The organism is Stenotrophomonas sp. NY11291 (assembly GCF_023277365.1).
In the GTDB taxonomy this organism is placed as follows: Bacteria; Pseudomonadota; Gammaproteobacteria; order Xanthomonadales; family Xanthomonadaceae; genus Stenotrophomonas; species Stenotrophomonas geniculata.
Map to the genome: position 1 here is coordinate 2,461,922 of NZ_CP096975.1, position 26,699 is coordinate 2,488,620.

Below are 26,699 nucleotides of genomic sequence, written 5' to 3' on the forward strand. Positions count from 1 at the left end.
CCGGGCGGATGCCGACACTCGCTAGGCTTGCACCACCAACATCGCCGATAGCACTGCAGCGCAAGGCTCCAGCTTCGTTGCGTCGTATGCAACGATTCTGAAAATGTTGAAAGTGGTGTCGGCATCAGCCCTACTGCATTGGCATCGCGCACAACCGGGCGTATTCCTTGCTGTGCCACCTTGAACAGGTGGCCGGGCTTCGAAACCCCGGTTGTGCAATCGTAAAAAGCGCTTGCCAGTCGGCACCACTCCGCGTGGTGCCGACTGGCAATCCGTCAGCCGGCTATGGCGGGCGGTGCGTGGGGGCCTTGCGCCCGCCGGTCTGATTGCACACCGGGTTTCGAACCTCGCACCGTCCGCCACCTTTATCGGTGGCGGCTTCTGCATGCACGCAAGGAGCTCCGCCATGACCCAGCCCCACTCCCCTGCCCCGCACCCTATCCACGACGTGCCCGCGAACGGCCCTGCGCTGGATCCAAACACGCTCATCGCCCTGCTGCACAGCATCGGCGCCGGTGCCGCCTCCGATGGCCAGCCGTGGCCAGAACGCCATCAGATGCCCGGTCGACGCATCGCCTTGGCAGATACCGATTGCTCGCTGGCCGGCCTTCGGGTGGTGCTGGAGATCCTGCTGGCCGCGCAGCGCGCCCGCGAAAATGGCGAGCTGGAGCAGTACGTTGGCCCGCGCGTGATGGAAGGGCTGATCATGGCCGGAATCGGCCTTACCGCACACGCCAGTACCCGACTGCATCCGGAGGGCTGAGTGGCCTGGTGGCGCTGGGCGGCCACCGCGCTCTGTCTTGTGGTGGTGGTTGCGGCACAGACGCTGTGGCCGGCGCCGCCGGTGCCCTCGCCTGTCGCGTTCCAAAGCATCACCGACCATCGATTCTCACAACTGCGGCGCCAAGCCGTGCAGTTCGTGGAGGCTCGGCCACGACAGGGCTTCCAGTTCGTTGAACGGCAACGGGATGTCGCTTTCCAGATTCGTTGCAACGGCGTTCCGGTGCTCTTGCTGGAGAGGCGCCCGCAACATCTGCTGTTGTGGACCTCGCTGGACGCGAAGCAGCGGGCGCCCGCCGTTGTGCGGTTGCAGGCGCTCCTCCAATGGCAGTTGGAGCCGTTGGATTACCTGGAGCAGGTACTGGCTGGCGTGCCGGAACCTGTTCTGTTGGATCGGGTGCTGCAGATTCTTGCTGGTGATGTGCCTGATGGGGCGCGATGTGGCGTGCCGTAGTCGAGCATGGCCCGACTCTACAGGGTTGCGGGCAGCGAGGGTTCCGGCTGCAGCTCTGCCGCTCGTCGCCTGCGCGACAGGCATTTGCCCAGTGATCATGCGGGTCACCTCCCGGCATCGATCCAGCCCGCATCGCGCGCACGCGCAAGATCTTCTGGCGTATCGATATCCAGGCCCAGTTCCGGTGCCTGTAGGACATGCACCGTATCGACAGGAAGTTGCCTCAAGCGCGCTCCGAAGCCGCGGTCACCGGCTGCACCGACAGGGGTGAACCAAGCGCGCGGCACCACTGCAGGAACGCCAAGCGCGTTTCCATGACGGGTACCCGCGCACCCTGACGCCGAAGCGCGGGCACACGAAAGCAGCGCCTGCAGATGGGAGCGCTCGATTGCGGGCTGGTCGCATGCCACGACCATCACCGCGGTCACCGTGGGCAGCAGGTGTGCGCCGGCAACCTGCAGACTGCTCGCCAGGCCGCGTTCCCAGTGGTGGTTGGTTACCGGAGTGGCATCCAGCCCGGCAATGCTGGATGTCACGGCCTGTGCGTTCGCGCCCACCACGACCAGGACCTGCGCTGGCGCGACCTCCCGCGCCAAGCGCACTACGCGATGTACCAGGGTCTCGCCCTGCCGGGTCAGAAGCTGCTTGGGCTGGCCAAGCCGGGTGCTCCCGCCGGCAGCCAGCACGACGACCGCATGCGCGTCAGTCACGTGCCGTGCGCGCTTCGCCATTGCTGCAGCTGCGCGGCGATGCTGAGCGAAATCGCCTCTGGCCCTCGGCCGCCGATGTTCAGGCCGACCGGTGATCGAAGTCTCGGGGAAAGGCGGAGGCGCTGATCCGGTGTCAGCAGCTTGAACAGGTCCTCGCGCCTTCGACGCGGACCCAGCAGTCCAATGAACGCGACGTTGGTATCAGCCAGGGCCACCAGCGCCTCCCGGTCCAGTTCGAAATCGTGATGCATCACCAGTGCCGCGTCGCACGGGTCGCCATGAAGGGCCTCGGCCGGGCTGGTCTGAAGATGCGCATCCGCGCACTGCCCGGCTGAGGCCCAGCGCGCTCGCCGTTCGGCCACGCTGACCCGCCACCCCAGTCCCCGCAGCAGCGGAACCAGCAAGGGCGTTTCGGGACCGCCCCCCAACACCAGGGCCCGCGGAAGACGGGGCAACGGCAACCGCCATGCGCCCTCGCCAAAGGATTGCGCCCCCTCCATCGGATGCAGCTGCCATGCCTGCTCGCGATGGCCGGCGCGGAAGACGACCTGGCCCGACGTACGAAGGTCGCGCTGGAGTGACACGCCCTCGCGCAGCCAGACCTCGATGACGGCGTCGATGCCGGCCATGGCACGCAATGGCAGGAGCGCAATCCGCAGCCGGCCGCGGCACCCGAGCGCGGACCCACTCAACAGATCGTCGTCACTGCGGGTGTCGATCTCGATCCAGTCGACCCGCCCTGCCGCGCTCACCTGCTCCGCGCGTCGCGCGAGCTCCGGCTCCAGGCATCCGCCGCTGAGCCAGCCGACCTGGCTGCCGTTGCAGAACAGCACCATGTCGCCGGCACCGGCGTAAGTGGAGCCATCGGTTTCCAGCACCAGCGCGAGCACGGCGTGCTCCCCCGCGCGCATGCGCGTCAAGGCCGTATCGAGCACGCCGCGCGGGCTGCCTTCGGTGAGGAAGCTCGGCGGTGCGGACAGGTCCTCGGCAAGATCGCCGGGCTCCCCTCCGCCTGCAGCGGAGGCCTCCAGAGTGGTCGAGGCTGCGGGACGGTCCATGCGCAAGGGTCAGCCCACGTCGGGCAAGCCGGGCAACAGCTTGTCCAGGGTAATGGGATAGTTGCGCACGCGCACGCCGGTCGCGTTGTAGACCGCATTGGCGATCGCGGCGCCAACCCCGCAGATGCCCAGTTCACCCACACCCTTGGCCTTCATCGGCGAGATCACCGGATCCAGCGTGTCGAGGAAGACCACTTCCTGGTACGGGATGTCGGCATGCACGGGAACCTCGTAGCCGGCCAGGTCGTGGTTGATGAACAAGCCCAGCCGTTTGTCGACCACCAGCTCCTCCATCAGGGTCGCGCCCGCACCCATCACCATCCCGCCGATGACCTGGCTGCGTGCAGACAGCGGATTGAGGATCCGGCCGCCATCGCATACGGCAAGCATGCGGCGGATGCGCGTCTCTCCAGTGTAGGCATGCACGGCAACCTCGCAGAAATGCCCTGCATAGGTGCCGACGTCGTAGCCTTGTTTGAAGTCGCCGAAGGCAATGCCGTCCTCCGCCGACAGTGTGCCCGCCTCCGTCAGCTTGATGGTCCGCCCACCCGCCTGGATGCGGCCATTGGCGAAGTCTGCGGTGTCGCCGTCGAAGCCCAGTTTCTCGCCCACCTTGCGGCGCAGGCTGACGCACGCCGCGTACACGCCTGCGGTCGAGCTTGCCGCGCCCCACTGGCCGCCGGAACCGGCGGAGGCGGGATGACGGGAGTCGCCGAGGGTCACCTGGACCCGCTCCAGCGGCACGCCCATGGTCTCGGCTGCCGTCTGCGCGATGATCGTGTAGGAGCCGGTGCCGATGTCGGTCATGTCGGTCTCGACAATCACTCCGCCCTGGCCGTCAAGCCGGACCCGCGCCGCCGACTTCATCGTCGGTGCGCCGCGATAGCCCGCGGACACGCCCATGCCGACCAGCCAGTCCCCTTCCCTGACCTGCGCCGGCCTGGGGTTGCGCTTGTTCCAGTTGAAGCGCTCCGCGCCTTCGCGCAGGCAGCGCACCAGGTTGCGGTCGGAGAACTTCTTGGACGGATCGCCGGGTACCACCTCGGGCTCGTTGAGGATGCGGAACGCGATCGGGTCGAGGCCCAGCTTCTCGGCCATTTCATCCATCGCCACCTCCAGCGCCATGTGGCCCGGTGCTTCGCCCGGTGCGCGCATCGCATTGCCTTCGGGCATGTCGAGCGTGGCGATGTAGTTGGCCACCAGGCGGTTGGCGCCCGCATAGAGCTTGGGCGTCTGCAGGGTGCCGTTTTCGCCGTCCTCGCCGTTGATGTTGCCCGACCAGTTCTCATGGGCGATGGCGGAGATCCGGCCATCCTTTCCGCAGCCGATCCGCACGCGCTGGAGGGTGGCGTGCCGGTGCGTGGTGTTGTTGGGCATCAACGGGCGCTGCAGCGCGATCTTCACCGGTCGCCCGACCTGCTTGGCCGCCAACGCGGCCAGCACCGCGTCGGCACGGATGAACAGCTTGCCGCCGAAGCCGCCGCCGATATAGGGCGAGTCCACACGCACCTTGGCAGGATCGATGCCGAGGATCGCCGCCATGCCCTGCCTGGCCCAGTCGATCATCTGGTTCGCCGTCCACAACGTGAGCGTGTCACCCTCCCAGGCGGCGATGGTGGCGTGCGGCTCCATCATCGAATGACTTTCGTCGGAGGTGTGATAAGTCTCGTCGAGCTTGACCGCGGCGCTCGCGTAGGCGGTGTCGAAATCGCCCAGCGCCTGCCGGTCGGGCTTGCCGTCACGCCCCTTTGCCAGCGGCGCGGACGGTGCAAGGGCCGGGAAATCGAAGCGGCCCTTGCCGCGCTCGTAGCGGGTACGGATCAACGCCGCGGCGGCGCGGGCCTGCTCGAAGGTCTCTGCCACCACGCAGGCGATGGCCTGATGGTAGTGGGCCACTTCGGGTCCGCCGAACAGCGGCGCATTGTTCCAGTTCGATGTGCCGACCGGCTTGGTTTCCGGTGCGGTGATGACCGCCAGTACGCCGGGCGCGGCACGCGCGCGGGAGGCATCCATCGAAATGATGCGCCCTTTGCCGATGCCCGCGCCGACGATGTAGCCGTAGGCCTGGTTCGGCGCCACGTCATGGCGCTCGTAGGCATAGGGGGCGGTGCCGGTGGTCTTGCGTGGACCGTCGATGCGCGGCGTCGACTTGCCGACGACCTTGGCCTTGTCGAACAGGTTGTCGCCGGCGGGGGCGTTGAATTCAAGGGGCATCAGCGCTCTCCTTCCACCAGCACCGCTGCGAGGGTGCGCTCGGCGAGCGCGATCTTGAACGCGTTCTCCGGCGTCGGACGGGCACCGGCGAACACCTGCCGGGTCGCGGCCTTCACGCCGTCGCGCAGCAGGGGTTCGGCTGCCTCGACGCGCCACGGCTTCGGCGCGACCCCACCGAAGGCGAACCGCGCCGAGCCGTCACGCTGCACGACCGCGGCGACCGACACCAGTGCGAACGCATAGGACGCGCGGTCCCGCACCTTGTGGTACACGTGCCGACCGCCCAGAGGTTCCGGCAGCGTGACGTGGGTGATCAGCTCACCGCGCTGCAGCACGTTGTCCTGCTGCGGCCTGTCGCCGGGGGAACGATGGAAATCGGCAATCGGGATGCTTCGCGTACTGCCGTCACCCCTGACGGTCTGGATCGAGGCGTCCAGCACCCGCAGGGCCACCGCCATGTCGCCCGGATAGGTCGCGATGCAGCTGTCCGAGGTGCCGATCACGCCCATCTGCCGGGAGAACCCCTCGAGTGCGCCGCAGCCGGATCCGGGCAGGCGCTTGTTGCAGGGCAGATTGGGGTCGTAGAAATACGGGCAGCGCGTGCGCTGCAGCAGGTTGCCGCCGGTGGTGGCTTTGTTGCGCAACTGCCCGGAGGCGCCTGCCACGATCGCGCGGGTCAGCACCGCGTAGTCGCGGCGCACGCGCTCATGCGAGGCCAGCGCGGTATTGGTGACCAGCGTGCCGATGCGCAGGCCGCCCTCGTCGGTGGGTTCGATCCTGTCCAGGCCGATGTCCTGCACATCGACCAGGTGCGCTGGCGTCTCGACCTCCAGCTTCATCAGGTCGAGCAGGTTGGTCCCTCCAGCCAGGAATTTCGCGCCCTCGGTACCGGCGACGGCCCTGGCGGCCTCGGCCGGGGATTTGGCGCGTTCGTAACTGAAGGCCCTCATGAGCGCCTCCCTGCAGAGGTTGCGCCAGCGACCTCTGCCATCGCCTCGGCAATATTGGAATAGGCGCCGCAGCGGCAGAGGTTGCCGCTCATGCGTTCGCGCATTTCCATGTTGGTGGCCCGGGGCCGTGCGCTGACATCCGCCTGCACATGGCTGGGGACACCCCGCTTGATCTCGTCCAGGACCGCCACCGCCGAACAGATCTGCCCCGGCGTGCAATACCCGCACTGGTAGCCATCATGCTTGATGAAGGCGGCCTGCATCGGATGCAGGTCATCGGGGGTTCCGAGGCCTTCGATGGTGGTGATGGCGTCGCCCTGGTGCTGCACCGCCAGGCTGAGGCAGGCATTGATGCGCTCACCGTTGACCAGCACGGTACAGGCACCGCATTGACCGTGGTCGCAGCCTTTTTTTGTTCCGGTCAGCTTCAGATGTTCGCGCAGGGCATCGAGCAGCGTGGTCCGGGTGTCCAGTTCAAGTTCCCGCCGCTTGCCGTTGACGGTCAAGGCGACCGTGCTGATGACCGGCGGCCTGGGCGGCGGGGGCGCCGCCAGTTCGGCGGCGAGCGAGGAGGCCCCCGGTGCGGCGGACATCGCCACGGTCGTGACGCCGCCGGCGATCACCTGGCGACGCGTCAACTTCATTCCTTCATCACAACTTGGCACAGTGACCTCCTGGCGTTCGGGGAAACCCCGTGGCTGGATGGACGCGCTCACACTACCGAAGGGCTACTATGCCCCTCTGCGGGGCACAGACCTGTGAAGTCGGCGAAATGCACGAACATGATGCAGCACGCCCGAAGAAATCGTCTGCATCCAGCCACAGCGCGGCACTCTTGAGTCCTCAGCATGAGGAACATGATGGCCCGACGCTACAAAGGCGTTGGCTGGGAGGGCTCGGGTTCGTGGATGGAGCCCTCCAACAAGGCAACGTAGGTATCAAGCCTGGTGCGAAGGCCGATCAGCATCCAGCCCAGCAGGTACAGCAGCACCATGGCGAAGATCAGTAGTGCACCCAGCGGGCCAACATTGAAAGCGCCCGCCCAGTCGCCCCATTTCCATCCGCGGAACTGCAGGTAGAGGGCAATCAACAGCGGGAATGGTCCCAGCCGCTGCAGGCCGCCATACATCATGCCCATGCGCTCCATCATGTTTGTGCGCAAGGTGCTGACGAACTTGAGTCGCCGCTCGCGCTGGACGCGCGGGAATCCGCGAAGCTCGGTCACCACCGCTTGCCAGTGAGCGAAGTCTTCATCCATCTCCCGGGCGTGCGAGAGCCGCGGCTGGCTGAACTGGCGAATGCCCCTGCGGGCGGCCAGTACGCCACCGACAATGAACCCTCCTACTTCGATTGCCAGGCAGGCAACAACCACCTGGAGCACTACGCCAAGAGGCAGCCATCGATCCGGAAGCTGACCCATGAGAATGCCGAAGATCGCCGCACCCACGCCGATGCGAAACGCCCACGTCTCCACCCTGCCCGCCTTGGGGTAGATGCTGTGCTCAACCAGTCCCTGCACCCGCTGGTAGAGCCAGTGGAATGTCAGTTCCTGCGAATCGGTCTTTGCCGGCGGATCGAATCCGCCCCCTGCCTGCATGTCCATTGCATCCCCTGCCCCACCGGCCAGGTTGCCGGCGCCACCATCGTATCCGAGCTGGGTTGTGGCGGAATACGGCCTAGCCGTGTAATCGTCAGGGCCAGGACCTTCCCGGAGTCGAGCGTGGCTCGATTCTACAGAGGCGGAGCCTGCGGGCCGACCCGAACATGCACCACATGGCTGACGCCGCGATGGAACATCTTGGCGTATGGGCAGACGCGTTCGGTGTTGCGAACGAGTTCGCAGGCCAGGTTCTCATCCATGCCGGGAAGATGTACCACGATCTCGGCCGACAGCAGGTACAGCCCATCTGCCGGATCACGGGCGAAGGTGACCGCCACTTCGATGCTGGGGTTGTGCAGCAGCAGGCCGGCACGCGCGGCCACCAGCACCATGGCACCGTGGAAGCAGCCAGCGTAGCTTGCGGCCAGCAGCTGCTCGGGATTGGCGCCGCCGCCAGGCCCGCCGAGTTCCGGCGGCAGGCGCAGGTCCACCGCCAGTGCACCGTCGTCCGACCGCACGACGCCGGACGCCCGCCCGTGCTGGGCCTGGCCACCGCTCACCCGCACGCGGCCGGTGTACAGCGGCTTCACGTCGTCGCCCTGGTAACGGTCCAGCATGGCGGGCGAAGGAGGCTTCAGCTCGGTCATTGCGCGGCTCCATCAAGCGCAGCTGCGGCAGGTGATCGATTCGCCGCTCAGGCAGGCTGCCGCTGCAACAGGCCGGACTGCTGCAGCCAGGTGTCGAAATCGACCTGCCCCAGCCACGCGTGTCCGACCGGCACCAGCGTGTCGATCTGCAGCGGCGCGCCGAAGTACAGCGCCTGGGCATCCGCAACGACCTGCCGGGAATCACCCGTCATTTGCAGATACTGCCTGGCCAGATCCGCCATCGCGCTACGCTGCGGCCCGGCGATTTCCAGCACGCCATTGGCCGGCGGCTGCTGCGCGATGCGTGCCACCGCTTCGGCAACATCCTCGGCGGCAATCGGCTGCACGTCGGCGGCCGGCAGCCGCAGGGTCTCCCCATCGCCGGCGGAATGGATGATGCCCGGCAAGAACTCGAAGAACTGCGTGGAATGGATGATGGTGTACGGCAGGCCCGAGTCGCGGATCAGCCGCTCCTGGGCGATCTTGCCGCGGAAATAGCCACTGGCTGCCAGCATGTCGGTGCCTACGACGGAAAGCGCAACGTGGTGATGTACGCCGGCACGGATAGCGGCCGCAAGTATGTTGTGGCCAGCGGTCACGAAGAACGAAAGCACTGCCGCATCTTCGAACGAGGGCGAGTTGGCCAGGTCCACCACCACGTCGACGCCGTCCATGGCGGCATCCAGACCTTCACCGGTCAGCACATCCACCCCGGTCGAGGGCGCTGCCACCACGATCTCATGCCCGGCTACGCGCAGGCGCTCCACCACCTTGCTGCCGATGCGGCCGGTACCACCGATGACGAGGAACTTCATTGCATGTCTCCTGGAATGTGAAAGGGCTACTGGGGTGTGGCCGGGCGCAGGCATCGTAGGTAGCGCGGGCGCGAGGCAGTAGGTCCGTGACGGGCCGCGCACTGTTGCCCGGCACGCACCAGTACGCTCAGGCCCAGGCAGGCTGTGCGCCTGGGTTCAGAGGCGTGGCCTGCTGGCGCGCTTCCCAGTGCGAGATCACATCCAGCTCGAGCGCGCGCACCCGCTGCGTGCTGAAGTCGATGAAGGCCCGCACGCGCTTGGGCAGCTGGCGGCGGCTGAGGTAGCACAGGTAGTGGCCGCGATCGAGCGGCGCATGCCGATCCAGGCACGTCACCACCCTGCCCGCCCACAGCGCTTCACGCACCTGATAGCTGGGCAGCTGGGCGATTCCGAGCCCGTCGATGACGGCCTGCAGGACCAGGTCGGCATCATTGAACACCAGTGCGGCCGGCGGCTGCAGGTGCACTTCGGCACCGTCGACACGGAATTCCCAGGGCTGCATGCGTCCGCCCGGCAGGCGCCGCCCGATGCAGGCATGTATGGACAGCGCATCCACCGACACCGGTAGACCGTACGCCTGCACGTACGCTGGTGAAACACATACGACCAGCTGCATCGGCACCAGCTGCTTGGCGATCACCTGGCTGTCTTCCAGCAGGCCGTCGCGAAATGCCACGTCGATGCGGTCACCTGCCAGGTCGGGGGCCTGCTCGTCCAGCAGCAGTTCTACAGAGACCTGCGGGTACTCGGCGCGGAATGCGGCCAGCAAGGGGGCGATCACCCGCCGGCCGAAGCCGTGGCTGGCACTGATGCGCAGGTGCCCGCGCGGCGGACCCTCGCGCAGGTCGCGCATTTCCTCCAGCGCCTGCAGGATGCAGGTCACGCCCGGGTTGCAGCCCTCCAGGAACAGCTCGCCTTCCCGGGTGAGCGTGGTCGAGCGCGTGGTGCGCAGGAACAACCGCACGCCCAGCTGGCTTTCCAGCTTCTGCACGCTGCGGCTGACGGCCGAGCGGCCGATGCCGAGGCGGTCGGCCGCGCGCGCGAAACTGCCCTCGGACGCCACTGCAATGAAGGCCAGCACACCGGCGTAGCTGGTGGAGAAGGACGCATTGAGCGCATCGTGGCCGTCACTGGCCGCGCGGGGCGTTGCGGCATTCATGGGTGGCCTGGCTCCAGGCGGGCACGTTGTGCGTGCAGGTGGCTCCGCGCCAGCGCCAACCGTTGCCTGCACGTGGAAGGGTCGAGCCCCAGCAGGGGCACGATGTCCTCGAATCCGGCGCCCAGCACGTCGTGCAACAGCAGGATCGCGCGTGCGTCGGGCGGCAGTTCGCGCAATGCGGCGAGGAAGGCCTGCCAGACCTGTTCGCTGGCAGGGCGCGATGCGGTGCGCACGTGCGATGAGGTGTCCATGCCCGGCAGACGGCCGAGCATCGGCCGCTGTGACAGGACATTGGTGTTTTTCATGCAACAGCGTGCGGCCCGGCCCCCGCCTACCGGCGTTGCGAATGCAGGCCTAGCCTCGCTGTGCCCTTCACACGCTACAGGAACACACCATGACCGCACGCCTGGATTACGCCGCGCAATCCCCCGAACTGTTCAAGAAGCTCGGCCTGTACTCGCATGCCGCCCACACCGCCTCGATCGAAGGGGCCATCATTGATCTGGTCAACATCCGTGCATCGCAGCTCAACGGCTGTGGCTTCTGCCTGGACATGCACGTGAAGGAGGCCACCCTGCGTGGTGAGCGCCCGCTGCGCCTGCATCACCTGGCGGCATGGCGTGAATCAACGCTGTTCAGCCCGCGCGAGCGCGCCTGCCTGGCCTGGACCGAAGTACTGACCCAGCTGCCGGCGCAGGGGGTGCCCGACGAGCTGTACGCGCGCGTGCGCGGCCCGCTGTCCGATCAGGAAATTGTCGACCTCACCCACGCGGTGATGGCGATCAACGCCTGGAACCGCGCCAACGTTGCCTTCCGTACCACGCCCGGCACCCTGGATACGGCCTTTGGCCTGGACAAGGCCGGCCTGGCCTGATCCTTCCGCCGCTGCCCCATGCTGCGGCCCTCCTCTACCGCTTTGGAGACCTGCCATGCGTCGTTCTGTTCTGGTCCTGTTTGCGCTGCTGCCACTGTGCGGCGCTGCCGCCACCCCGCCCTCTCCTGCGCCCCAGCCCTTGGTGCGCGAGGTGATGACCCGCGCCCTGCCGGAGCAGCACGGCAAGGAAGCGCTGATCCTTACCGTGGAGTACCCGCCGGGTGGCGCCGATCCTGTCCACCGCCACGATGCCCATGGCTTCGTCTATGTCCTGGAAGGGCGGATCGTGATGGGTGTGGCCGGCGGCAAGGAAGTCACCCTTGGCCCGGGCGAGGCCTTCCATGAGGGCCCGGCCGATCTGCACACCGTAGGCCGCAACGCCAGCGCTACCGAGCCGGCGAAGTTCGTGGTGTTCCTGATCAAGGACATCGGCAAGCCGGCGGTGCTGCCGCCGCACTGATCGCACGTCCGGCGCTGGCACCAACGACAGGTTCCCGGGTGTCACAATCCGGGGACCTGTCCCGTCTACGCTGGCATGGACGAATCCACTGCGCTGTTCTCACGCCTCCGCCCACGCCTGTTCGGCGTGGCCTACCGCATGCTTGGGTCTTCGCACGAAGCCGAAGACGTGGTGCAGGATGTCTGGCTGCGCTGGCATGGCGCCGACCAGTCACAGATCGAGAATCCGGAAGCCTGGCTGGTGGCGGCCACCACCCGTCGCGCCATTGATGGCCTGCGCCTGGCACGGCATGCGCGCGAACACTATGTGGGCATGTGGTTGCCCGAGCCGCTGCTGACCGATGACGCCGCCACGCCCGAGTACGTGCTGGAAACCGCCAGCGATCTGTCGGTCGCCTTCCTCAGTGTGCTGGAACGGTTGGCCCCGGATGCACGTGCGGCCTTCCTGCTGCACGATGTGTTCGATCAGGATTACGCAGTGGTCGCGCGCACACTGGACAAGACGGAAGCCGCCTGCCGGCAGATCGTGCATCGCGCACGCCGTCAGCTCAGGCAGGAGCGCCCGCGCTACAACGTCCCGCAGGACGTGCACCAGAAACTGCTGCGCCGCTTCGCCGAGGCTGCATCCAGTGGAGATTTCCGCACGATGAAGGCGTTGATGGCCGAATCGGCCGAGCTGGTGGGTGACGGCGGCGGTATCGTCACCAGCTTTCCCGGGCCTTTGCTCGGCAGCACACGCATTGCCCAGCTGCTGTATGCCCCGCACCTGCGGCGCAGCGCGCAATTGCGGATGGTACCGGCCATGCTCAACGGACGGTTGGGACTGCTGCGCTATTTCGATGGCGTGCTGGAGGCGGCGATGGCCTTCGAGACCGATGGCGAACGGATCACGCAGATCCTGGTGCAGCGCAACCCGCACAAGCTGCAGCGGTTGGCTCGCCCTACCGCCATCCAGTAGTTTCACGCCAGGTGTGGATGGCGTCCGTTGTCGGCCTCGTCCTTGCGGGATTCGAGCGGGGCGCCGATGCGCCCCGTCGAAAACCCCTGCTTGCGCTGTATCCGCAGGATCCGATCAGAAGTCCCAGAACACCGGCACCCAGCGGAACGTCTCGCCCTCCAGCGACACCCGGCCCACTGACGGGAACGGAAGATGCGTGGCCACCAGCATTTCGCCGGTGCCGGCCAGTTCCTTCAGCAGAGCGATGCGTACGCGTGCGGATTCCTCCGGGTCGTGCTCAAAACCGTTGTGCCAGTTCGGCTGGTCGAAGCCGACCGCGAATACCGCGTCACCGGCAAAGGTCAAGGCGTGCCCCGCAGACGCCACGCGCACCACGCAGTGGCCCGGGGTATGCCCACCGGTACGGCGGGCCGTCACGCCCGGGGCGATCTGCTGTTCGTCCTGGAAGGTGTGCACATAGCTGCTGTACTCGGCCCAGAAGTGCTTGGCCGTGGCGCGTAGCGCATCGGGGAAACCCTGCGGCATGTTGGTGCGGCTGAAGTCCGGCGACTTCCAGAACTCCACCTCCGCTGCGGCCACGTGGATCTTCAGGTCCGGGCGCAGCTGTTCCTTCACACCTTCAACCAGCAGCCCGCCGACGTGGTCCATGTGCATGTGGGTGATCACCACATCGGTGATTTCGCCCAGGTTGATACCGGCAGCACCAAGGCGACGGATCAGCTGGCCGGCGCGCGGCAGCTGCAGGTCCGGGTCCATGCCCAGGCCGGCATCGATGAGAATGGTGCGATCCCCGCTGTGCACCACCATTACGTTCAATGCCCAGTCGAAGGCATCCTGCGGCAGGTACATCTCTTCGAACCATTCGGCACGGTCGGCCGCCGGTACGTTGTGGCCGAGCATCTGGGTGGGCAACGGCAGGACGCCATCGCTGATCACCAGCACTTCGACGTCGCCCACTTTCAGGGCGTAGCGCGAGGGCACCAGTTCATCGAGGGCGGGGGCAATGGGCGCGGCGGTGTTTTCCATACTGAACATGAGGGATCTCCACGAAGAGCCATTTGGCGGGCAGCAATGCAAGGCTGGCGCGAACGAATCCGGGCGCCTGCCCATGGCGCAGGCAGTGACATTGCCAGGGCACGGTTGCCTGGCAGGCCAGCGCTGCGGAGTTCATGGGAAGACGGGCCACTGCGCGGGCAATGGGCCCGGAACACGGCAGGTGCCGTGTGGGATCAGCCTAGGCAGTACGCCGCAGGTGCGGTAGCGCCGTGAAGGGGTACGTCATGTTGCGTTCCGGGAAGCAATGCGGAACCGGCTGCAATGCCACCATTGCAAGCGCCTCTGGCTTGTTCGGTAGCGCGCAGGCCCAGGTCGGGCAGCTTCGGATGATCATCCAGTCGACCCCACTGTGGATCCGTGCACTCAGGACGATCTATCAAGAAATTCGGACTTGTCATATCCCTGGCGCCTGATCGCGGGCGCAAAGTACGTCTCACCACCCACCCATGAGAGTTCCCGCATGAACACCTTCGCCCGTACCCTGGCCGTTGCCGCCCTCGCCCTCTCGGTCCAGGCCGGCCTGTCCGCGCAGGCCGCCGAACCGGCCACGCCGGCTGCAGTCACCAGCATCGCGCGCACCGCCAGCTACATCACCACCGCCGATGGCGTGCAGCTGTACTACAAGGACTGGGGCCCGAAGGACGGCCCGGTCGTCACCTTCAGCCACGGCTGGCCGTTGAACTCAGACAGCTGGGAATCGCAGATGATCTTCCTGGCCGATCATGGCTACCGTGTCATCGCGCATGACCGTCGTGGCCACGGTCGCTCCAGCCAGCCGTGGGACGGCAACGATATGGATCATTACGCCGATGACCTGGCCACGGTGATCAATACGCTGGACCTGCACGATGTGACCCTGGTGGGCTTCTCCACCGGTGGCGGCGAAGTGGCGCGCTACATTGGCCGGCATGGCACGGGGCGGGTGAAGAAGGCCGTGCTGATCAGCTCGGTACCGCCGTTCATGCTGAAGACCGCCGACAACCCGAACGGCCTGCCGATTGAAGTGTTCGATGGCATCCGCAAGGCGCAGATGGATAACCGCGCGCAGCTGTACAAGGACATTCCGTCGGGCCCGTTCTATGGCTTCAACCGCCCGGGCGCGAAGGTGTCGCAGGGGTTGATCGATGCGTGGTGGGCGCAGGGCATGCAGGGCGGCCACAAGAACACCTACGATTCGATCGCTGCGTTCTCGGCCACCGATTTCCGCGCGGACCTGAAGAAGTTCGATGTGCCCACCCTGGTCATCCACGGTGACGACGACCAGATCGTGCCGATCGATATCTCCGGCCGCCAGTCGGCGAAACTGATCAAGGGCGCAAAGCTGATTGTCTACCCGGGTGCGCCGCATGGCCTGACCGACACCCACAAGGACAAGGTCAACCAGGATCTGCTGGCGTTCCTGCAGGAAAAGTGAGTGACCGGGGCTCTGTTGTGATGGCAGAGCCCTTCCTTCCCAGAAGCAGGGCTGGCACCGGAGAAGCGCCGGGTGCCGCGTCAGTGCACGATTGCGGCCGTGGGATTTCAGGCCAACGATGGAGCGCGTTCCGCACTTTGATGAAGGGTTAACCTCCAACGGAGGACACTGCGCCCTCACGGCTCTTCTCCGGCGCAGAATCCTTTGCTCCCGTGTCCAGCCTTAGACGACACGGCCATGCATCCTCCCAATGCCTTCCGGATCCACGCGATCCAGCCCCTTCTTGCGCGCAATGGCGCAATCGTTCGCCTTGATCAGTTGCGATCTACCTGCAAGAGTTGCGGCCTGCGCTCGTCAATGAGCGAGAACGCCGGCATTCAGACAAGCCCATTGGGCACGACGCTCACTTGCCCCGCATGCGGTGCCACGGGGCTGATGGACGAGGTGGAGATATGGCACCACTGGCTCGAACAATGCCGCCGTGAACGGATGCTGGCGCTCTTTGATCCAAAGCCTGACGAACCTCTGGAACCAGACACTCCGGAATGACGAGCGCGTTCCGGGCGCTTGCGGACGCAGCGCCAGCTACGCGCCTCAACCGTCGCCCGGGTGCCGGCCCGCCAGGCTGCCCATCGTGAAGGCGTAGCCAGCTTCCTCCAGCAGCGTTCTCATGCGTAGCTCCACGCGCCTGGGTGAAAGCAGGCTGTTGGGCGCGTACAGGGCATAGACATAGCCGGCGCCGTCGATGATTTCGCGGCGCACGGCGCAGTCGCTGGATTCAGCTGCCTCGGACCAGACAGACATCAACCGGGCAGGACTGATGGACTGCCCGTTGCGAAGACGAAAGAACAGCCAGCGGACTCCCAGGGACGGGGCTGGATTCAACTTAGCCACTGCGAGCCTCCAATGCGCCGGAAAAGATCCCTGAGAACCTCAGGATCCAATCGTGGATGCTCGTCTTTCGAAGATCGCGGAAGGTCGATGCGCGCAGCACCCTTCACCAGTGCAGGCAGATCGGACTGAAGGTCGATCCACCATCCCGCGGGCAGACGGAGGCCCGTGCCCGTTCTATCGTAGATGCAGATCGTAAAATTCATCGCGTTGCTCCTGAATGACCCGAGCATACGCTTGCGCAATGTCAGGTCCGGATGCGACGCCTAGGGAGATGTCGCGTCGACGCGCTTTGCGCATTCGAATACGTGTGCTTCGTCCTGCTGGACCCTGCGGAATGATTCAAGCCAGCTGAATGCTGCGCCGCGATTGTGAATCATGTCGCCGAGCCTTCCGGTCAGGCATCGTGCGCATTCCATCCCGCCAGGGCTGGGTGCGTGGCAGCAACGGCATTGCGCCATCGTCGTGGTTCTCTCCGGACGACATTGGTACATGATCTTGGTCATCAGGCTGATCGCCTGGCTTTGCGAGGACATGCCCGCTCCCTGTCTACCGCGGAAGCAGCCGCGCGGCGCGCGGCTCCTCCTGTTCCTCAGCGGCGCGTATCGCCGCCGAGACCGCCCTTCTTTTCATCCGCTGGCTTCGGGCTCTCGCGATCCTTGTTGTCCTGCTGCTGTTGCTGTCCTTGCTTACCGGGCTCCTCCCCGCCGGGTTCGCCCCCCTCGCCCTGCCCCTGCTGTGCAGGCTGTTCTGCTTCAGCGGACGCGTTGGAGCGGTCATTCCTGTTCTGTTCGGGGACGCTGTTCATTTCGATTCTCCGCCGCAGCAAGTCTGCTGCCGATTGACTGTGGGCGTGTCGCCGTTACGGGAACGTACGGGGACGCGTCCCATATGAACAAGGGTCATGAACAGGCCCGCAGCAACAAGCGTGTACAGTGGAGTTTCGAAAAGGGGTAACGCCATGATCCATGGAAGAAGCAAGCACGTTGTCGACGTCGAGCGCGAGCTGGCCCACTGGAAAATCGCGTTCAACCTGGGCGCCCTGCCCGCGATGAGCTTCCGATATGAAGTGGCGCCCGTTATCCGGCTTGCCTGCGATATTTATGTGAGAGATCCGCATGGCACCCGGTCGGCATGGATCGACGATCTGCAGGACAGGCTTGCGAAGCGATCGAGCCTGCGCGGCCACCCTGGCGCAGCAGAGATTGCCGATCGGTGCTGGTCCCTGCTTGGCTGCGCTTAGGCGCGGCTGGCCGCGTGATTCCGCTCGCGCATCAACTCATCATTCAGTACGTGGACAATGGACATCACCGCGTCGGCAAGTCCACGAGAATCGCTGATGGATCCGTAGAAGTAGATCCTGGCGCCTTCAATGCGAACATCCGCCAGCTGGAGCTGGGACGCCAGGGCCCTGCACTTGATGAGGAACATCTCTGTCCAGCGAGCGCCGGGCGCCAGATCCAGCAGCGCGGTGATGGCTTCGTCGGTGGATGCGTCTACACGCTCATGCAACAACGGGACATCGAAGCCGACGATTCTTGGGAGCATGGAAGCGTTCACCTGACCATCCTCTCGCTGATGGGCGCTGCGAGTACTCCCACAGTACAACAGAATGCGTCCAGCCCCAGATGAGATGGCGTCAGCTGGCCTGTCCCAGCTCGCGCGCAAGAAACGGCGCCGTCCTGCTGCCCTTGGCGCGGGCCACCTGTTGCGGCGTGCCCTTCGCCACGATGGTGCCGCCCGCACCGCCTGCACCTGGCCCGACATCAATCACCCAATCTGCCTGTGCGACCGAACGCATGTCGTGTTCGATCATCACCACGGTGTTGCCTGCCTCCACCAGTCGTTGCAGCTGCGCCAGCAACCTGTCCGCGTCAGATGCATGCAGGCCGGTGGTGGGCTCATCCAGCACATACAGCGTGCGCCCGCGCTGGCTGCGCTGCAGCTCGGTCGCCAGCTTGATGCGCTGTGCTTCACCGCCTGAAAGCTCGGTGGCCGGCTGCCCCAGCCGCAGGTAGCCCAGACCTATTTCCTGCAGCAACTGCAGCGGGCGGGCAATGGCGTCTTCTTCGGCGAAGAACGCGTGCGCCTGGTCGACCGTCATCTGCAGGACCTCGGCGATGTTGCGGTCGTTCCACAACACCTTCAGCGTGGCCTCGTTGTAGCGGGCGCCATGGCAGGTCGGGCACGGCGCATAGACGCTTGGCATGAACAGCAGTTCGACACTGACGAAGCCCTCGCCTTCGCAGGTCTCGCACCGGCCCTTGGCCACGTTGAACGAGAAGCGTCCCGCATCGAAGCGACGGCGGCGCGCGTCTGGCGTTGCGGCGAACAGCTTGCGCACGTGGTCGAACAGGCCGGTGTAGGTGGCCAGGTTGGATCGTGGCGTGCGGCCGATGGGCTTCTGGTCGACCTGCACCACGCGTTGAATGGCGTCCACATCGCCGGCCAGCTGGCCCCGCGTCGCTTCCATCACGGTCGGCCCATCCGGGGGCGTGCTGTCGGCGCTGTCGTCCACGGGCTCGTGCCCCAGGTGCAGCAGCATCAGCTCGGGCAGCGCTTGTGCCATCAGGCTGGACTTGCCCGATCCGGAAATGCCGGTCACTGCTGTCAGCAGCCCCAGCGGCACCTGCGCGTCCACGCCCTGCAGGTTGTGGCGATGGATGCCCTTCAGTTCGAGCCAGCTGTTGGCACTGCGCTGCCGGCTGGCAGGCGCAGGCACCTGGTCGAACAGATACCGGGCCGTGCGCGAATCCTTTACCTGGCGCAGGCCATCGGGTTCGCCGCTGTAAAGCACGCGCCCTCCCCGCTCGCCGGCCTCCGGTCCCACGTCCACCAGCCACTGCGCGCGGCGCATCAGTTCCAGATCGTGCTCGACAACGAACACCGAGTTGCCGCCGTCGCGCAGCCGGTCCAGCGCGTCGTACAGCGCCTGGCTGTCAGCCGGATGCAGGCCGGCCGAGGGCTCGTCGAGCACGTACAGCACGCCAAACAGCAACGAGCTGAGCTGCGTGGCCAGCCGCAGGCGCTGCAGTTCGCCGGCCGATAGCGTGGGCGTGGCGCGATCAAGTGATAGATAGCCCAGGCCGAGCTCTCGCAGTTGCCGTACACGCGCCATGACCCCGCCCGCCAGGCGTTGTGCCGCCAGGCGCTTTTCCTCAGACAAGGCTGAGGTCAGGCGCACGTCGGGTGCGCCTTCGTGGGTCGCGCGGCCACTTGCTGCCCGCTTGGCGCGATCGCGGGGCGTTGCACGCCTGCTGGAACGCGCGCCGTGGCTGTGTGCACTGAAGTCGCCCCGCGCGATGGGCTCGAGCAACGCCGCCAGCTGGTCCAATGGCAGCCGCATGAACTCGCCGATATCCACACCGGCAAAGGTGACCGAAAGCGCCTCCGGCTTCAGGCGCTTTCCGTGGCAGGCGGGGCACAGCTTGCCTTCCATGTAGCGCGAAACACGCCTGCGCATCAAGGCGCTCTGGGTGTTGGCAAAGGTGTGCAGCACGTAACGGCGCGCGCCGGTATAGGTGCCCATGTAGCTGGGCTCCTGCTTGCGCTTGAGTGCGGTACGGGTCTCGGCCGGCGTGAAGCCGGCATAGACCGGCACGGTGGGCGTCTCCTCGGTGAGCAGGATCCACTCACGGTCCTTCTTCGGCAGTTTCTTCCACGGCACATCGATGTCGTAGCCCAGCGTGACCAGGATGTCGCGCAGGTTCTGGCCATGCCATGCCGGTGGCCAGGACGCGATGGCGCGCTCGCGGATGCTCAGCGACGGGTCCGGAACCATCAGTGCTTCAGTCACTTCGTAGACATACCCCAGGCCATGGCAGGTGCTGCAGGCGCCCTGTGGGGTGTTGGGCGAGAAGTCTTCGGCGTACAGCATGGGCTGGTGGGCCGGGTAGGCTCCCGCCCGCGAAAACATCATGCGCACCAGGCTGGACAGCGTGGTCACGCTGCCCACCGAGGAGCGCGCATTGCTGGCGCCGCGCTGCTGCTGCAGGGCGACCGCCGGGGGCAGCCCGTCGATGGCATCCACATCGGGCACGCCCGCCTGGTCGATCAGGCGGCGCGCATAGGGTGCGACGGATTCGAAGTAGCGCCGCTGCGCCTCGGCGAAAACCGTGCCGAAGGCCAACGAGGACTTGCCGGATCCCGACACGCCGGAGAACACCACCAGTGCATTGCGCGGAATGGAGACATCGACATTCTTCAGGTTGTGCTCGCGCGCACCGCGGACTTCGATGCAACCGCTGGCTGCGGCAGCACATGACGACTCGCCAAAGGGGGTGTTGGACATCTCAGCATTCCTGCAATCGGTGGGCGGCTCGCGCATGGTGCGCCCGGTAGGCCATTCTCGCTGTTGCGGGGTGAATGGCGTGAGGGGGTGCGCAACCACGTGCCGCATCAGAACGCCATGGCCGACGCAGACCGCGCCGCCACGCTGATTGTTAACGCGCGTTGCCTGAAGGATTGACGCCACGTTGCCCCGCCCTTGATGAGGCCGCTCACAGTGCATTCCTATGCTGGGCCCGCCACCTGCGAGGTGGTGATCAACCTGGAGATGCACCATGCAACGCGACCAGAAAGACCTTCCCCATCCGGACACGGAGGCGCAGCGCCCCGATCCTGTCAGTCCGCTGCAGGCGACGCTGCACAACCGCCGCAATCATGACGAAGCGCTGCAGGAAACCTTCCCCGCCAGTGACCCGATCTCCCCCTTCGTCGCTGCGCCCACGCCGGACGAGCAGGCCAAGCGCCTCGGGGAGCGGGTCAAACTGCCGGACCGCCACACGGATGAGGAGGCCGCGGGAGGTGACCAGTGATCCGGCGCGGTTTCGCCCGTGTCGCGGCGGCGACGGCGCGATTGTCTGGCAGCCTGGGGGCATTCGTCGCAGCGCTGGGGGTGATCATCACCTGGGCTGCCAGCGGGCCGGCCTTCCACTTCAATGACACGTGGCAGCTGGTGGTGAATACAGGAACCACTATCGTGACCTTCCTGATGGTGTTCCTGATCCAGCATACGCAGAACGCCGATACCGCTGCGCTGCACATCAAGCTGGATGAACTGATCCGGGTGAGCAAGGACGCCAACCAGGAGTTGTTGAACCTGGAGTCGATGGAGCCGGCCCATCTTGAAGAGATACGCCAGCGTTACGAGGCACTGGCGAAGACCGCTGCAGACATCAAGTCCAAGAAGGAGCGCTGCATGCCCTGCGATGCGGATGCAGCCGCCGAAGCCTGAGGTGGATGCCTGCGCCTACAGCTGTTCTGGTGTGAGGCCCTGCCTGGCAGGGCCTTCCAGCAGCGCTCCGGTGGCGGAAAAGCGGCTGCCGTGGCAGGGGCAGTCCCAGGTGCGCTCATGGCCATTCCATTGGACAACGCACTTCAGGTGCGGGCAGAGCGCCGACATCATGTGCAGGCGCCCGCACTCGTCGCGGTAGACCGCGGTGCGCTTTCCGTCCACGTCCAGCAGTGCGCCGCAACCACGGGCGAGCTCACTGGGTGAGTGCGACGGCGCCGTGGCAAGGCGATCTCCCACCATGTGCCGCGCCACCGTGGCGTTGGTGCGGGCCCAGCCCGATGCCGAGCGCACCGGCGTGAAACGCATGGGGCTGAGCAGCTGCTCGATCTCGCTGGCCGTGCCCATGATTCCCTCGGTGATCGCGCGCGCGGCCACGCCTGCCCAGGTCAAACCGTCCGGCCCATAGCCGGTAGCGACCCACACATTATCGTGCGCGCTGCTGCCGATGTAGGGCAGCTGGTCGGCGGGCCGGAATTGCTGGGCCGACCAGCACAGCGGCTCGCCCTGCACGTTGAAGTTGCGGCGCGCGTCGGCTAGCAGATGCTGGGCCGGATCCTCCGCTGGCGTTTCGCCGGTGCGGTGTGTTTCGCCAACCAGCACAAGCCAGTCGCGGCCATCAGCGCCGTGCACCCCGCGCAATGAGCGGTGCCGGTCGGCGATCCAGTGAATGCCTGCCGCAGGTAGGTTGGCAACCGGCACCGCCACCCCGTACTCGCGGTACACCTCCATCTCGGCCTGCACCAGGTTGAAGCCTGCGGGCGAATGCGTAGCCAGCACGAACTGCCTGGCCTGTATGCGGGCGCCATCGGCTGTCGCAACGCCGGCGGATGCCTCGATGCGGTTGATCCGGGTCCAGTCGTGGATGCGCACGCGACCTGCCAGATGACGTGCCAGTTGCCTGCAGAACGCCGCAGGATCCAACTGCGCCTGATCGGGAACGCGGAAGGCGTGGCCCAATGCAAACGGCAGCCCGGACTGCCGGTGTTCGCACTGCAGGCCGACGCGCTGATAGGCCTGCAGCTCACGCTCGAACTGCGCGGTGACCTCGCGGGTGCGATCCTGCACACCGTACTGCATGCCCACGCGTTGGAAGCCACAGCGCAGATCGTAGCGATGAACCAGTGTTTCGATGGACCGCAGCGCCTGCTGCCGCCACTGCACGACACGGCTGGCCGTGTCGCCGCCCCAACGGGAGATCAGATCGGCCAGCCGGGAGACGGGCGCGTAAAGATTGCCGGTGGACATCACCGTATTGCGCCCGCCGATGGGCCCCGCATCAACCACCAGCACATCCAGACCGCTATCGGCCAGGCGGGCCGCTGTCAGCAGGCCGGTCATGCCGGCGCCCACCACCAGCACGTCCGCGCGCGTCGTGCCGGCAAGGGGGCGGAAGCTGTGCGACTCGGTGTCAGCTGACCATAAGCTGGCGCGCGGTTCGGACATGAAAGAGATCCTTGCAGCTTCAGCTGGGAGGCCTCTCTGATACGCCTTGCCGGGTGAAACGACGGTGGCGTGGTCGTGCAGATGATGCTCACGCGCTGCCACGATCAACGCCATGGTCAAGGCCAGGTGAGCGTTGCGTGGGCAACACGCCTGTGTCGCCTCTGCGAACCGCAACTCCTTGCTTGCAGCGTGGTCGCTAACGTGCCTGGAAGGAGGATCAGGCAGTGAGCACGCACTTGGAAACCGATCTGATGATCGCGCAACTGGAGGAATTGCTGCCGACCTGGGCAGCGTTCTACCCCGAGCCGCAGTTCATCCGCATGCTCGCCGAGGCATTGGACTATATCGCTGCCAGCGCGGAGCCGGAGGCGCGGCTGTATTGCGTGATGCGCACCGGGCACCTCCATGTGTGCAGCGGCGAGATTCCGTGGGCCGAACGCTATGGAGGTCGCTAGGCCGGTGGATCACGCCGCGACGGCATAGGGTTCCACCAACCTGGCCAGGACATCCATCGCCGTCTCGGTTGGCGCTTCGTCACCGCTGTGCTGGGCGAACCCCGACCAGTCCGCGCACGCAAGAATTTTCAACTGCTCGGGTTGCGTCGGCAGCCAACGCATCGGCCAGAACGGGAGTCGCCGGTTGCCCACCCTGCCCCGCTGCAACTCGATGAGCCCTGCGTGGCTGGAAGCACCTACCACTCGCGAGTACGCCACGCTCAAGCCGTCCTCGGGTCCCTCCATGTACTGCAGGAAGCGGGCGCCATCGAACAGCAGAACTCCGGTAACGCCGGCATTTCGGTTGAAGCGGGCGGCATCATCGACCAGATCGTCCAGCTTCCCGCTGCGCAGGCCCAACGGGTCACCCGCAACGGCGGGGCCCGCTTCGCTGACGTATGCGACTGCCCTGATCGGCATTGACTGCTCCTGTAGTGAATCCCCCCAGATTCCGTGCCGCTAGGATAGGCCACCTGCGCCCCGCAGTTGTTCCCATCCTGTGCATTTTGTGAATCAGTTGGGACCCAGCCGACAAACGGCATGCAGGACGCCTCCCCGCCCAATGCCATGGATCGTTTACGCTTGGGGCAGATGACTCGGGAGCACCCCATGCCCAATACCGGCCTTTTCCATTTTCTGGAGCTGGACGCCGCTTCCGGCGTGCAGGGTATTGAGCGCGTCAGGTCCATTCGCGTGCGCTGCAACACCTGCGGCGGGATTACGCAGTTGTCGGGGGACGCGTTGGGGGCGGTACCCGGTGGAACGACGCTGGTGTGCGGTGCTTGTCCGTCGCGCCAGACGGTCAGCAACGCGCGGCTGGTCGAATGCGATCATGTATTGCCCGGTAGCGTGCAGGCGCCCGAAGCGTAGGCGCGGGCTACGGGTCTGCCTGCGCCCATCGCGCAAGATTCTGTTTCACTTTCCCGATACCGGCCCAAGGGTCTTTGCGCTGCCGTTTCAGCTTTGCTGGCACGTCCTTGATCGTGAACGCGTCTGCGCGCTTGAGTTTCGTCAGATCGCCCCAGGCGATCGGCAGTGCTACCGGTGCCCCCGGCCTGGCCCGCAGCGAGTAGGACGCAACCGCCGTCGCACCGCGCCCATTGCGCAGATAGTCCACGAAGATCCGCTTGTTGCGGAGGCTTTTGGTGGCCGTTGCCAGGAATCGCTGGGGCTCGGATTGCGCCAGCGCATCGGCGAAACCCTTCGCAAAGCGCCTGGTCAGGTCCCAGTCGCATCCCGGATTGAGCGGCACGACCACGTGCAGGCCCTTGCCACCGGATACACGCAGGAACGATTCCAGCTCCAGCTGCGCCAGCAGTTTCCGGATGTCGGTCGCCGCTTTCTTGACCTCGGCAAAGGGTACGTCCGGTCCTGGATCCAGGTCGAACACCACGCGGTCGGCCTTGTCGGGCGCTTCGGCGTGGCTGCCCCAGGGGTGGAACTCCAACGCGTTGAACTGCACCAGTTCAAGCAGGCTGGCTGCGTCCCGCACCACCAGGTAATGGGCGTTTATACCGCTTTCTTCTTTGAGCTTTACTGCGTCGACCAACTCCAGCCCGGCTGTATGGTGTTTCTGGAAGAAGCAGGGTTTTGCGGTGCCACTGGGGCATCGGATGATCGACAGCGGACGATCAACCACCTCGGGCAGGAGATGTTCCATCACTGCTGCGTAGTAGTCCCATACCTCCTGCTTGGTGTAGCCATCGCCAGGAAACAGGATCTTGCCGGGAGACGACAGCGCGGGCGGTGTGCGGTCGGTAGCGGGTGACGTTTTCGCATCGCGCGCAGGACGCGCCGTTGCGGACTTCCCACCAGAGACCGTGACCGGCCCGGCGCGATCGGAATCTGCGAGATCGGCGATGTCCTTGTCCGACCGTACCGCCTTCAGTGACGCCTGGTGCAACAGCTTCTGCCCGCCAATCCCGCGATAGAAGACTTCCACCACGAAACGCGGCGGGAACCAGGTCGCGGCGCGCAGGTCGGTGTCCTGGGTGGGTACGTGCGCCGTCGGCTTGCGGCCGCCGCCGCCTTCGATGCGCCTGCTGACTTGGCCGATCAGTTCGTCCGAGAACCCGGATCCGACGCGGCCGACGTAGAGCCAGCCATGTTTCGGGTCTGGCCGCGCCAGCAGCAGCGAGCCGAACCCGGTGCGGCTGCCTTTCGGCGTGGTGTATCCGACCACCGCAAACTCGTCGCTGGCCAGCTGTTTGGTCTTCCGCCAATCCTCACTGCGGCCACTGTGGTAGCTGCGATCGGCGCGCTTGGAAATGATGCCTTCGAAGTGCTGCTCACCGGCCAGGCGATAGGCCGCGTCGCCATCCCCCTGTACATGCGAACTGAACGCCAATGGCCTGCCCTGCCCTTCCAGCACGGATTGCAGGAGGGCCTTGCGTTCCAGCAAGGGCGCATCGGCGACGTCCACGCCATCAAGGTGCAGCAGATCGAACAATGCATACGTCAGCACGCCCTGGCGCTCGCCGGAGAGCGTGGCCTGCAGCAGGTTGAAGTCCTCCCTGGTGCCGGCGCCGGCGATGAGCTCACCGTCCAGTGCCGCCGAGGTGAGGCCCAGTGCCGCGATCGCGTCACGTATTTCAGGGAGCCTGCCGGTCCATTCCAGTGCGTTCCGCGACCACAGCTGCACGTTGCCCTTGGCCACCGTGGCAAGGATGCGGTACCCATCCCATTTGATCTCATGGACCCACTGCTCGCCCTGGGGCGGCGCTTCGCCCAGCTTGGCCAACTGCGGTTCGAAGGGACCGGACGGCGCTGCGGCCTTTCTTGCCTTGCTGAGCGCCAGGGCCTTCTTCGCCCAGTTCTTTCGTCGGGCGCGTGTGGCGGGTACGACCGTGAGTTTCTTCTTCGCGGTCTTTCCGGCCCCGGCACGCTTCAGGTCCACCGGGGGCGCTACAGCAACATCCGCCAGCAGATCGTCTGCCTCGATGTCGCTCGCAAATTCATCGTCGTCCTTGAACAGCAGCCACTGTGGCTGGCGCGCTGGCTTGCCTGAACGGACCAGATGCCATCCACCCTTGAGCTTGGCGCCGAACAGCTCGAATCGTAGATGGCCCTTGGCGAGCTGGGCTTCCGGGTCGCCCTGCGTAGCCCACACACCGTGGTCGAACTGGGCGACATGGCCGCCGCCGTACTGGCCTTTGGGGATTTCGCCTTCGAAGGTCGCATAGTCGACAGGATGATCTTCCACCTCCACCGCCATGCGCTTGACCTTCGGGTCGTAACTGAGCCCCTTGGGCACGGCCCAGCTCTTCAGCGCGTCACCCACCTGCAGGCGGAAGTCGTAGTGCCTGCGGCTGGCGTGGTGCAGCTGCACCACGAAAATGGCGCGTTGCCCTTTCGGTAGCGCCTTGCCCGGCTCGGGCTCCTTGGTCTTGTCAAAACTGCGCTTGCGGCGGTACTCGACCAGGGACAT

General features: G+C 65.8%; 30 protein-coding genes. 12 read left to right on the forward strand and 18 right to left on the reverse strand.

Going from position 1 to position 26,699, the window contains the following annotated elements; translation table 11 throughout:
- Window positions 1–406 precede the first annotated feature (406 nt).
- Both M1L61_RS11555 and M1L61_RS11560 read left to right on the forward strand, forming a co-directional pair.
- The gene (locus M1L61_RS11555; RefSeq protein ID WP_044570193.1) at window positions 407–763 is read left to right on the forward strand and encodes a hypothetical protein; all 357 of its coding nucleotides are present in this window, start codon (window positions 407–409) and stop codon (window positions 761–763) included.
- Window positions 764–1,234, forward strand: coding sequence for a hypothetical protein (locus M1L61_RS11560; RefSeq protein ID WP_248854748.1), 471 nt, complete (start codon window positions 764–766; stop codon window positions 1,232–1,234). It begins immediately after the preceding gene.
- A gap of 104 nt (window positions 1,235–1,338) precedes the next feature.
- On the opposite strand, the gene M1L61_RS11565 is transcribed toward M1L61_RS11560, so the two are convergent.
- The 10 genes from M1L61_RS11565 to M1L61_RS11610 all read right to left on the reverse strand — a co-directional run bounded on the left by M1L61_RS11565 (window position 1,339) and on the right by M1L61_RS11610 (window position 10,692).
- On the reverse strand, window positions 1,339–1,965 hold the full coding sequence (locus M1L61_RS11565) for a nucleotidyltransferase family protein (protein WP_248854749.1): 627 nt from the start codon (window positions 1,963–1,965) through the stop codon (window positions 1,339–1,341).
- The gene (locus M1L61_RS11570) at window positions 1,941–3,002 is read right to left on the reverse strand and encodes an XdhC/CoxI family protein (protein WP_248854750.1); all 1,062 of its coding nucleotides are present in this window, start codon (window positions 3,000–3,002) and stop codon (window positions 1,941–1,943) included. The genes M1L61_RS11565 and M1L61_RS11570 overlap by 25 nt, the downstream gene beginning before the upstream one ends.
- Before the next feature lie 9 nt (window positions 3,003–3,011).
- Complete coding sequence (gene paoC / locus M1L61_RS11575; protein WP_248854751.1) at window positions 3,012–5,216, reverse strand: aldehyde oxidoreductase molybdenum-binding subunit PaoC; 2,205 nt, start codon at window positions 5,214–5,216, stop codon at window positions 3,012–3,014.
- The gene (locus M1L61_RS11580) at window positions 5,216–6,166 is read right to left on the reverse strand and encodes a xanthine dehydrogenase family protein subunit M (protein ID WP_021202434.1); all 951 of its coding nucleotides are present in this window, start codon (window positions 6,164–6,166) and stop codon (window positions 5,216–5,218) included. Before M1L61_RS11580 ends, paoC begins: the two co-directional genes overlap by 1 nt.
- The gene (gene paoA, locus M1L61_RS11585) at window positions 6,163–6,810 is read right to left on the reverse strand and encodes an aldehyde dehydrogenase iron-sulfur subunit PaoA (RefSeq protein WP_138970006.1); all 648 of its coding nucleotides are present in this window, start codon (window positions 6,808–6,810) and stop codon (window positions 6,163–6,165) included. Before paoA ends, M1L61_RS11580 begins: the two co-directional genes overlap by 4 nt.
- 227 nt (window positions 6,811–7,037) lie before the next feature.
- Complete coding sequence (locus tag M1L61_RS11590; protein ID WP_248854752.1) at window positions 7,038–7,769, reverse strand: hypothetical protein; 732 nt, start codon at window positions 7,767–7,769, stop codon at window positions 7,038–7,040.
- 128 nt (window positions 7,770–7,897) lie between these two features.
- On the reverse strand, window positions 7,898–8,413 hold the full coding sequence (locus M1L61_RS11595) for an Ohr family peroxiredoxin (protein ID WP_012480266.1): 516 nt from the start codon (window positions 8,411–8,413) through the stop codon (window positions 7,898–7,900).
- Between the two features lie 47 nt (window positions 8,414–8,460).
- Window positions 8,461–9,228: an SDR family oxidoreductase gene (locus M1L61_RS11600; protein WP_248854753.1), complete on the reverse strand. Its 768-nt coding sequence runs from the start codon at window positions 9,226–9,228 to the stop codon at window positions 8,461–8,463.
- A 127-nt stretch (window positions 9,229–9,355) separates the two neighbouring features.
- Entirely contained in the window at window positions 9,356–10,387 is a 1,032-nt protein-coding gene (locus M1L61_RS11605; protein WP_071305198.1) for a LysR family transcriptional regulator, read from the reverse strand.
- Complete coding sequence (locus tag M1L61_RS11610; protein WP_191862353.1) at window positions 10,384–10,692, reverse strand: sigma factor-like helix-turn-helix DNA-binding protein; 309 nt, start codon at window positions 10,690–10,692, stop codon at window positions 10,384–10,386. Before M1L61_RS11610 ends, M1L61_RS11605 begins: the two co-directional genes overlap by 4 nt.
- Window positions 10,693–10,781: 89 nt before the next feature.
- On the opposite strand from M1L61_RS11610, the gene M1L61_RS11615 reads away from it, so the two are divergent.
- The 3 genes from M1L61_RS11615 (at window position 10,782) to M1L61_RS11625 (ending at window position 12,678) form a co-directional block, all read left to right on the forward strand.
- Window positions 10,782–11,261 carry a carboxymuconolactone decarboxylase family protein gene (locus tag M1L61_RS11615; RefSeq protein WP_053443027.1) on the forward strand — a complete coding sequence of 160 codons (480 nt, stop codon included), beginning with the start codon at window positions 10,782–10,784 and terminating at the stop codon, window positions 11,259–11,261.
- Window positions 11,262–11,316: 55 nt separating this feature from the next.
- Complete coding sequence (locus M1L61_RS11620) at window positions 11,317–11,721, forward strand: cupin domain-containing protein (protein WP_049455240.1); 405 nt, start codon at window positions 11,317–11,319, stop codon at window positions 11,719–11,721.
- A 75-nt stretch (window positions 11,722–11,796) separates the two neighbouring features.
- Complete coding sequence (locus M1L61_RS11625; protein ID WP_248854754.1) at window positions 11,797–12,678, forward strand: RNA polymerase sigma-70 factor; 882 nt, start codon at window positions 11,797–11,799, stop codon at window positions 12,676–12,678.
- 114 nt (window positions 12,679–12,792) lie between these two features.
- Here the strand turns inward: M1L61_RS11625 and M1L61_RS11630 are convergent, their stop codons facing one another.
- Window positions 12,793–13,713 carry an MBL fold metallo-hydrolase gene (locus M1L61_RS11630; RefSeq protein ID WP_058982997.1) on the reverse strand — a complete coding sequence of 307 codons (921 nt, stop codon included), beginning with the start codon at window positions 13,711–13,713 and terminating at the stop codon, window positions 12,793–12,795.
- A gap of 481 nt (window positions 13,714–14,194) precedes the next feature.
- Here M1L61_RS11630 and M1L61_RS11635 point away from each other — a divergent pair, with 481 nt between their 5' ends.
- Window positions 14,195–15,148, forward strand: a complete 954-nt coding sequence (locus M1L61_RS11635; protein ID WP_248854755.1) for an alpha/beta hydrolase — start codon at window positions 14,195–14,197, stop codon at window positions 15,146–15,148.
- 237 nt (window positions 15,149–15,385) lie between these two features.
- Window positions 15,386–15,697, forward strand: coding sequence for a hypothetical protein (locus tag M1L61_RS11640; protein ID WP_099560612.1), 312 nt, complete (start codon window positions 15,386–15,388; stop codon window positions 15,695–15,697).
- A gap of 45 nt (window positions 15,698–15,742) precedes the next feature.
- Here M1L61_RS11640 and M1L61_RS11645 read toward each other — a convergent pair whose 3' ends face one another.
- Complete coding sequence (locus M1L61_RS11645) at window positions 15,743–16,042, reverse strand: hypothetical protein (RefSeq protein ID WP_019336576.1); 300 nt, start codon at window positions 16,040–16,042, stop codon at window positions 15,743–15,745.
- A gap of 589 nt (window positions 16,043–16,631) precedes the next feature.
- Window positions 16,632–16,847, reverse strand: coding sequence for a hypothetical protein (locus M1L61_RS11650; RefSeq protein WP_044570206.1), 216 nt, complete (start codon window positions 16,845–16,847; stop codon window positions 16,632–16,634).
- 153 nt (window positions 16,848–17,000) lie between these two features.
- Between M1L61_RS11650 and M1L61_RS11655 the strand changes: the two genes are divergently transcribed.
- Window positions 17,001–17,282, forward strand: coding sequence for a hypothetical protein (locus M1L61_RS11655; protein ID WP_248854756.1), 282 nt, complete (start codon window positions 17,001–17,003; stop codon window positions 17,280–17,282).
- On the opposite strand, the gene M1L61_RS11660 is transcribed toward M1L61_RS11655, so the two are convergent.
- Both M1L61_RS11660 and M1L61_RS11665 read right to left on the reverse strand, forming a co-directional pair.
- A complete protein-coding gene (locus M1L61_RS11660; protein ID WP_019336574.1) occupies window positions 17,279–17,599 on the reverse strand; it encodes a hypothetical protein in 321 nt (106 codons plus the stop codon). The genes M1L61_RS11655 and M1L61_RS11660 overlap by 4 nt on opposite strands.
- A gap of 79 nt (window positions 17,600–17,678) precedes the next feature.
- The gene (locus tag M1L61_RS11665) at window positions 17,679–20,330 is read right to left on the reverse strand and encodes an excinuclease ABC subunit UvrA (RefSeq protein ID WP_248854757.1); all 2,652 of its coding nucleotides are present in this window, start codon (window positions 20,328–20,330) and stop codon (window positions 17,679–17,681) included.
- A 271-nt stretch (window positions 20,331–20,601) separates the two neighbouring features.
- Here M1L61_RS11665 and M1L61_RS11670 point away from each other — a divergent pair, with 271 nt between their 5' ends.
- Window positions 20,602–20,856 carry a hypothetical protein gene (locus tag M1L61_RS11670; RefSeq protein ID WP_043395782.1) on the forward strand — a complete coding sequence of 85 codons (255 nt, stop codon included), beginning with the start codon at window positions 20,602–20,604 and terminating at the stop codon, window positions 20,854–20,856.
- Window positions 20,853–21,275 carry a low affinity iron permease family protein gene (locus M1L61_RS11675; protein ID WP_019336571.1) on the forward strand — a complete coding sequence of 141 codons (423 nt, stop codon included), beginning with the start codon at window positions 20,853–20,855 and terminating at the stop codon, window positions 21,273–21,275. Before M1L61_RS11670 ends, M1L61_RS11675 begins: the two co-directional genes overlap by 4 nt.
- Window positions 21,276–21,290: 15 nt before the next feature.
- Here M1L61_RS11675 and M1L61_RS11680 read toward each other — a convergent pair whose 3' ends face one another.
- Window positions 21,291–22,778, reverse strand: coding sequence for an FAD-dependent oxidoreductase (locus M1L61_RS11680; protein WP_345779136.1), 1,488 nt, complete (start codon window positions 22,776–22,778; stop codon window positions 21,291–21,293).
- Window positions 22,779–23,002: 224 nt separating this feature from the next.
- On the opposite strand from M1L61_RS11680, the gene M1L61_RS11685 reads away from it, so the two are divergent.
- Complete coding sequence (locus M1L61_RS11685; protein WP_241885113.1) at window positions 23,003–23,233, forward strand: hypothetical protein; 231 nt, start codon at window positions 23,003–23,005, stop codon at window positions 23,231–23,233.
- 9 nt (window positions 23,234–23,242) lie between these two features.
- Here the strand turns inward: M1L61_RS11685 and M1L61_RS11690 are convergent, their stop codons facing one another.
- Window positions 23,243–23,692, reverse strand: a complete 450-nt coding sequence (locus M1L61_RS11690) for a BLUF domain-containing protein (protein ID WP_043395790.1) — start codon at window positions 23,690–23,692, stop codon at window positions 23,243–23,245.
- Between the two features lie 189 nt (window positions 23,693–23,881).
- Between M1L61_RS11690 and M1L61_RS11695 the strand changes: the two genes are divergently transcribed.
- Window positions 23,882–24,142 carry a hypothetical protein gene (locus M1L61_RS11695; protein WP_248853476.1) on the forward strand — a complete coding sequence of 87 codons (261 nt, stop codon included), beginning with the start codon at window positions 23,882–23,884 and terminating at the stop codon, window positions 24,140–24,142.
- A 7-nt stretch (window positions 24,143–24,149) separates the two neighbouring features.
- Here the strand turns inward: M1L61_RS11695 and ligD are convergent, their stop codons facing one another.
- Window positions 24,150–26,699 carry a DNA ligase D gene (gene ligD, locus M1L61_RS11700; RefSeq protein ID WP_248853477.1) on the reverse strand — a complete coding sequence of 850 codons (2,550 nt, stop codon included), beginning with the start codon at window positions 26,697–26,699 and terminating at the stop codon, window positions 24,150–24,152.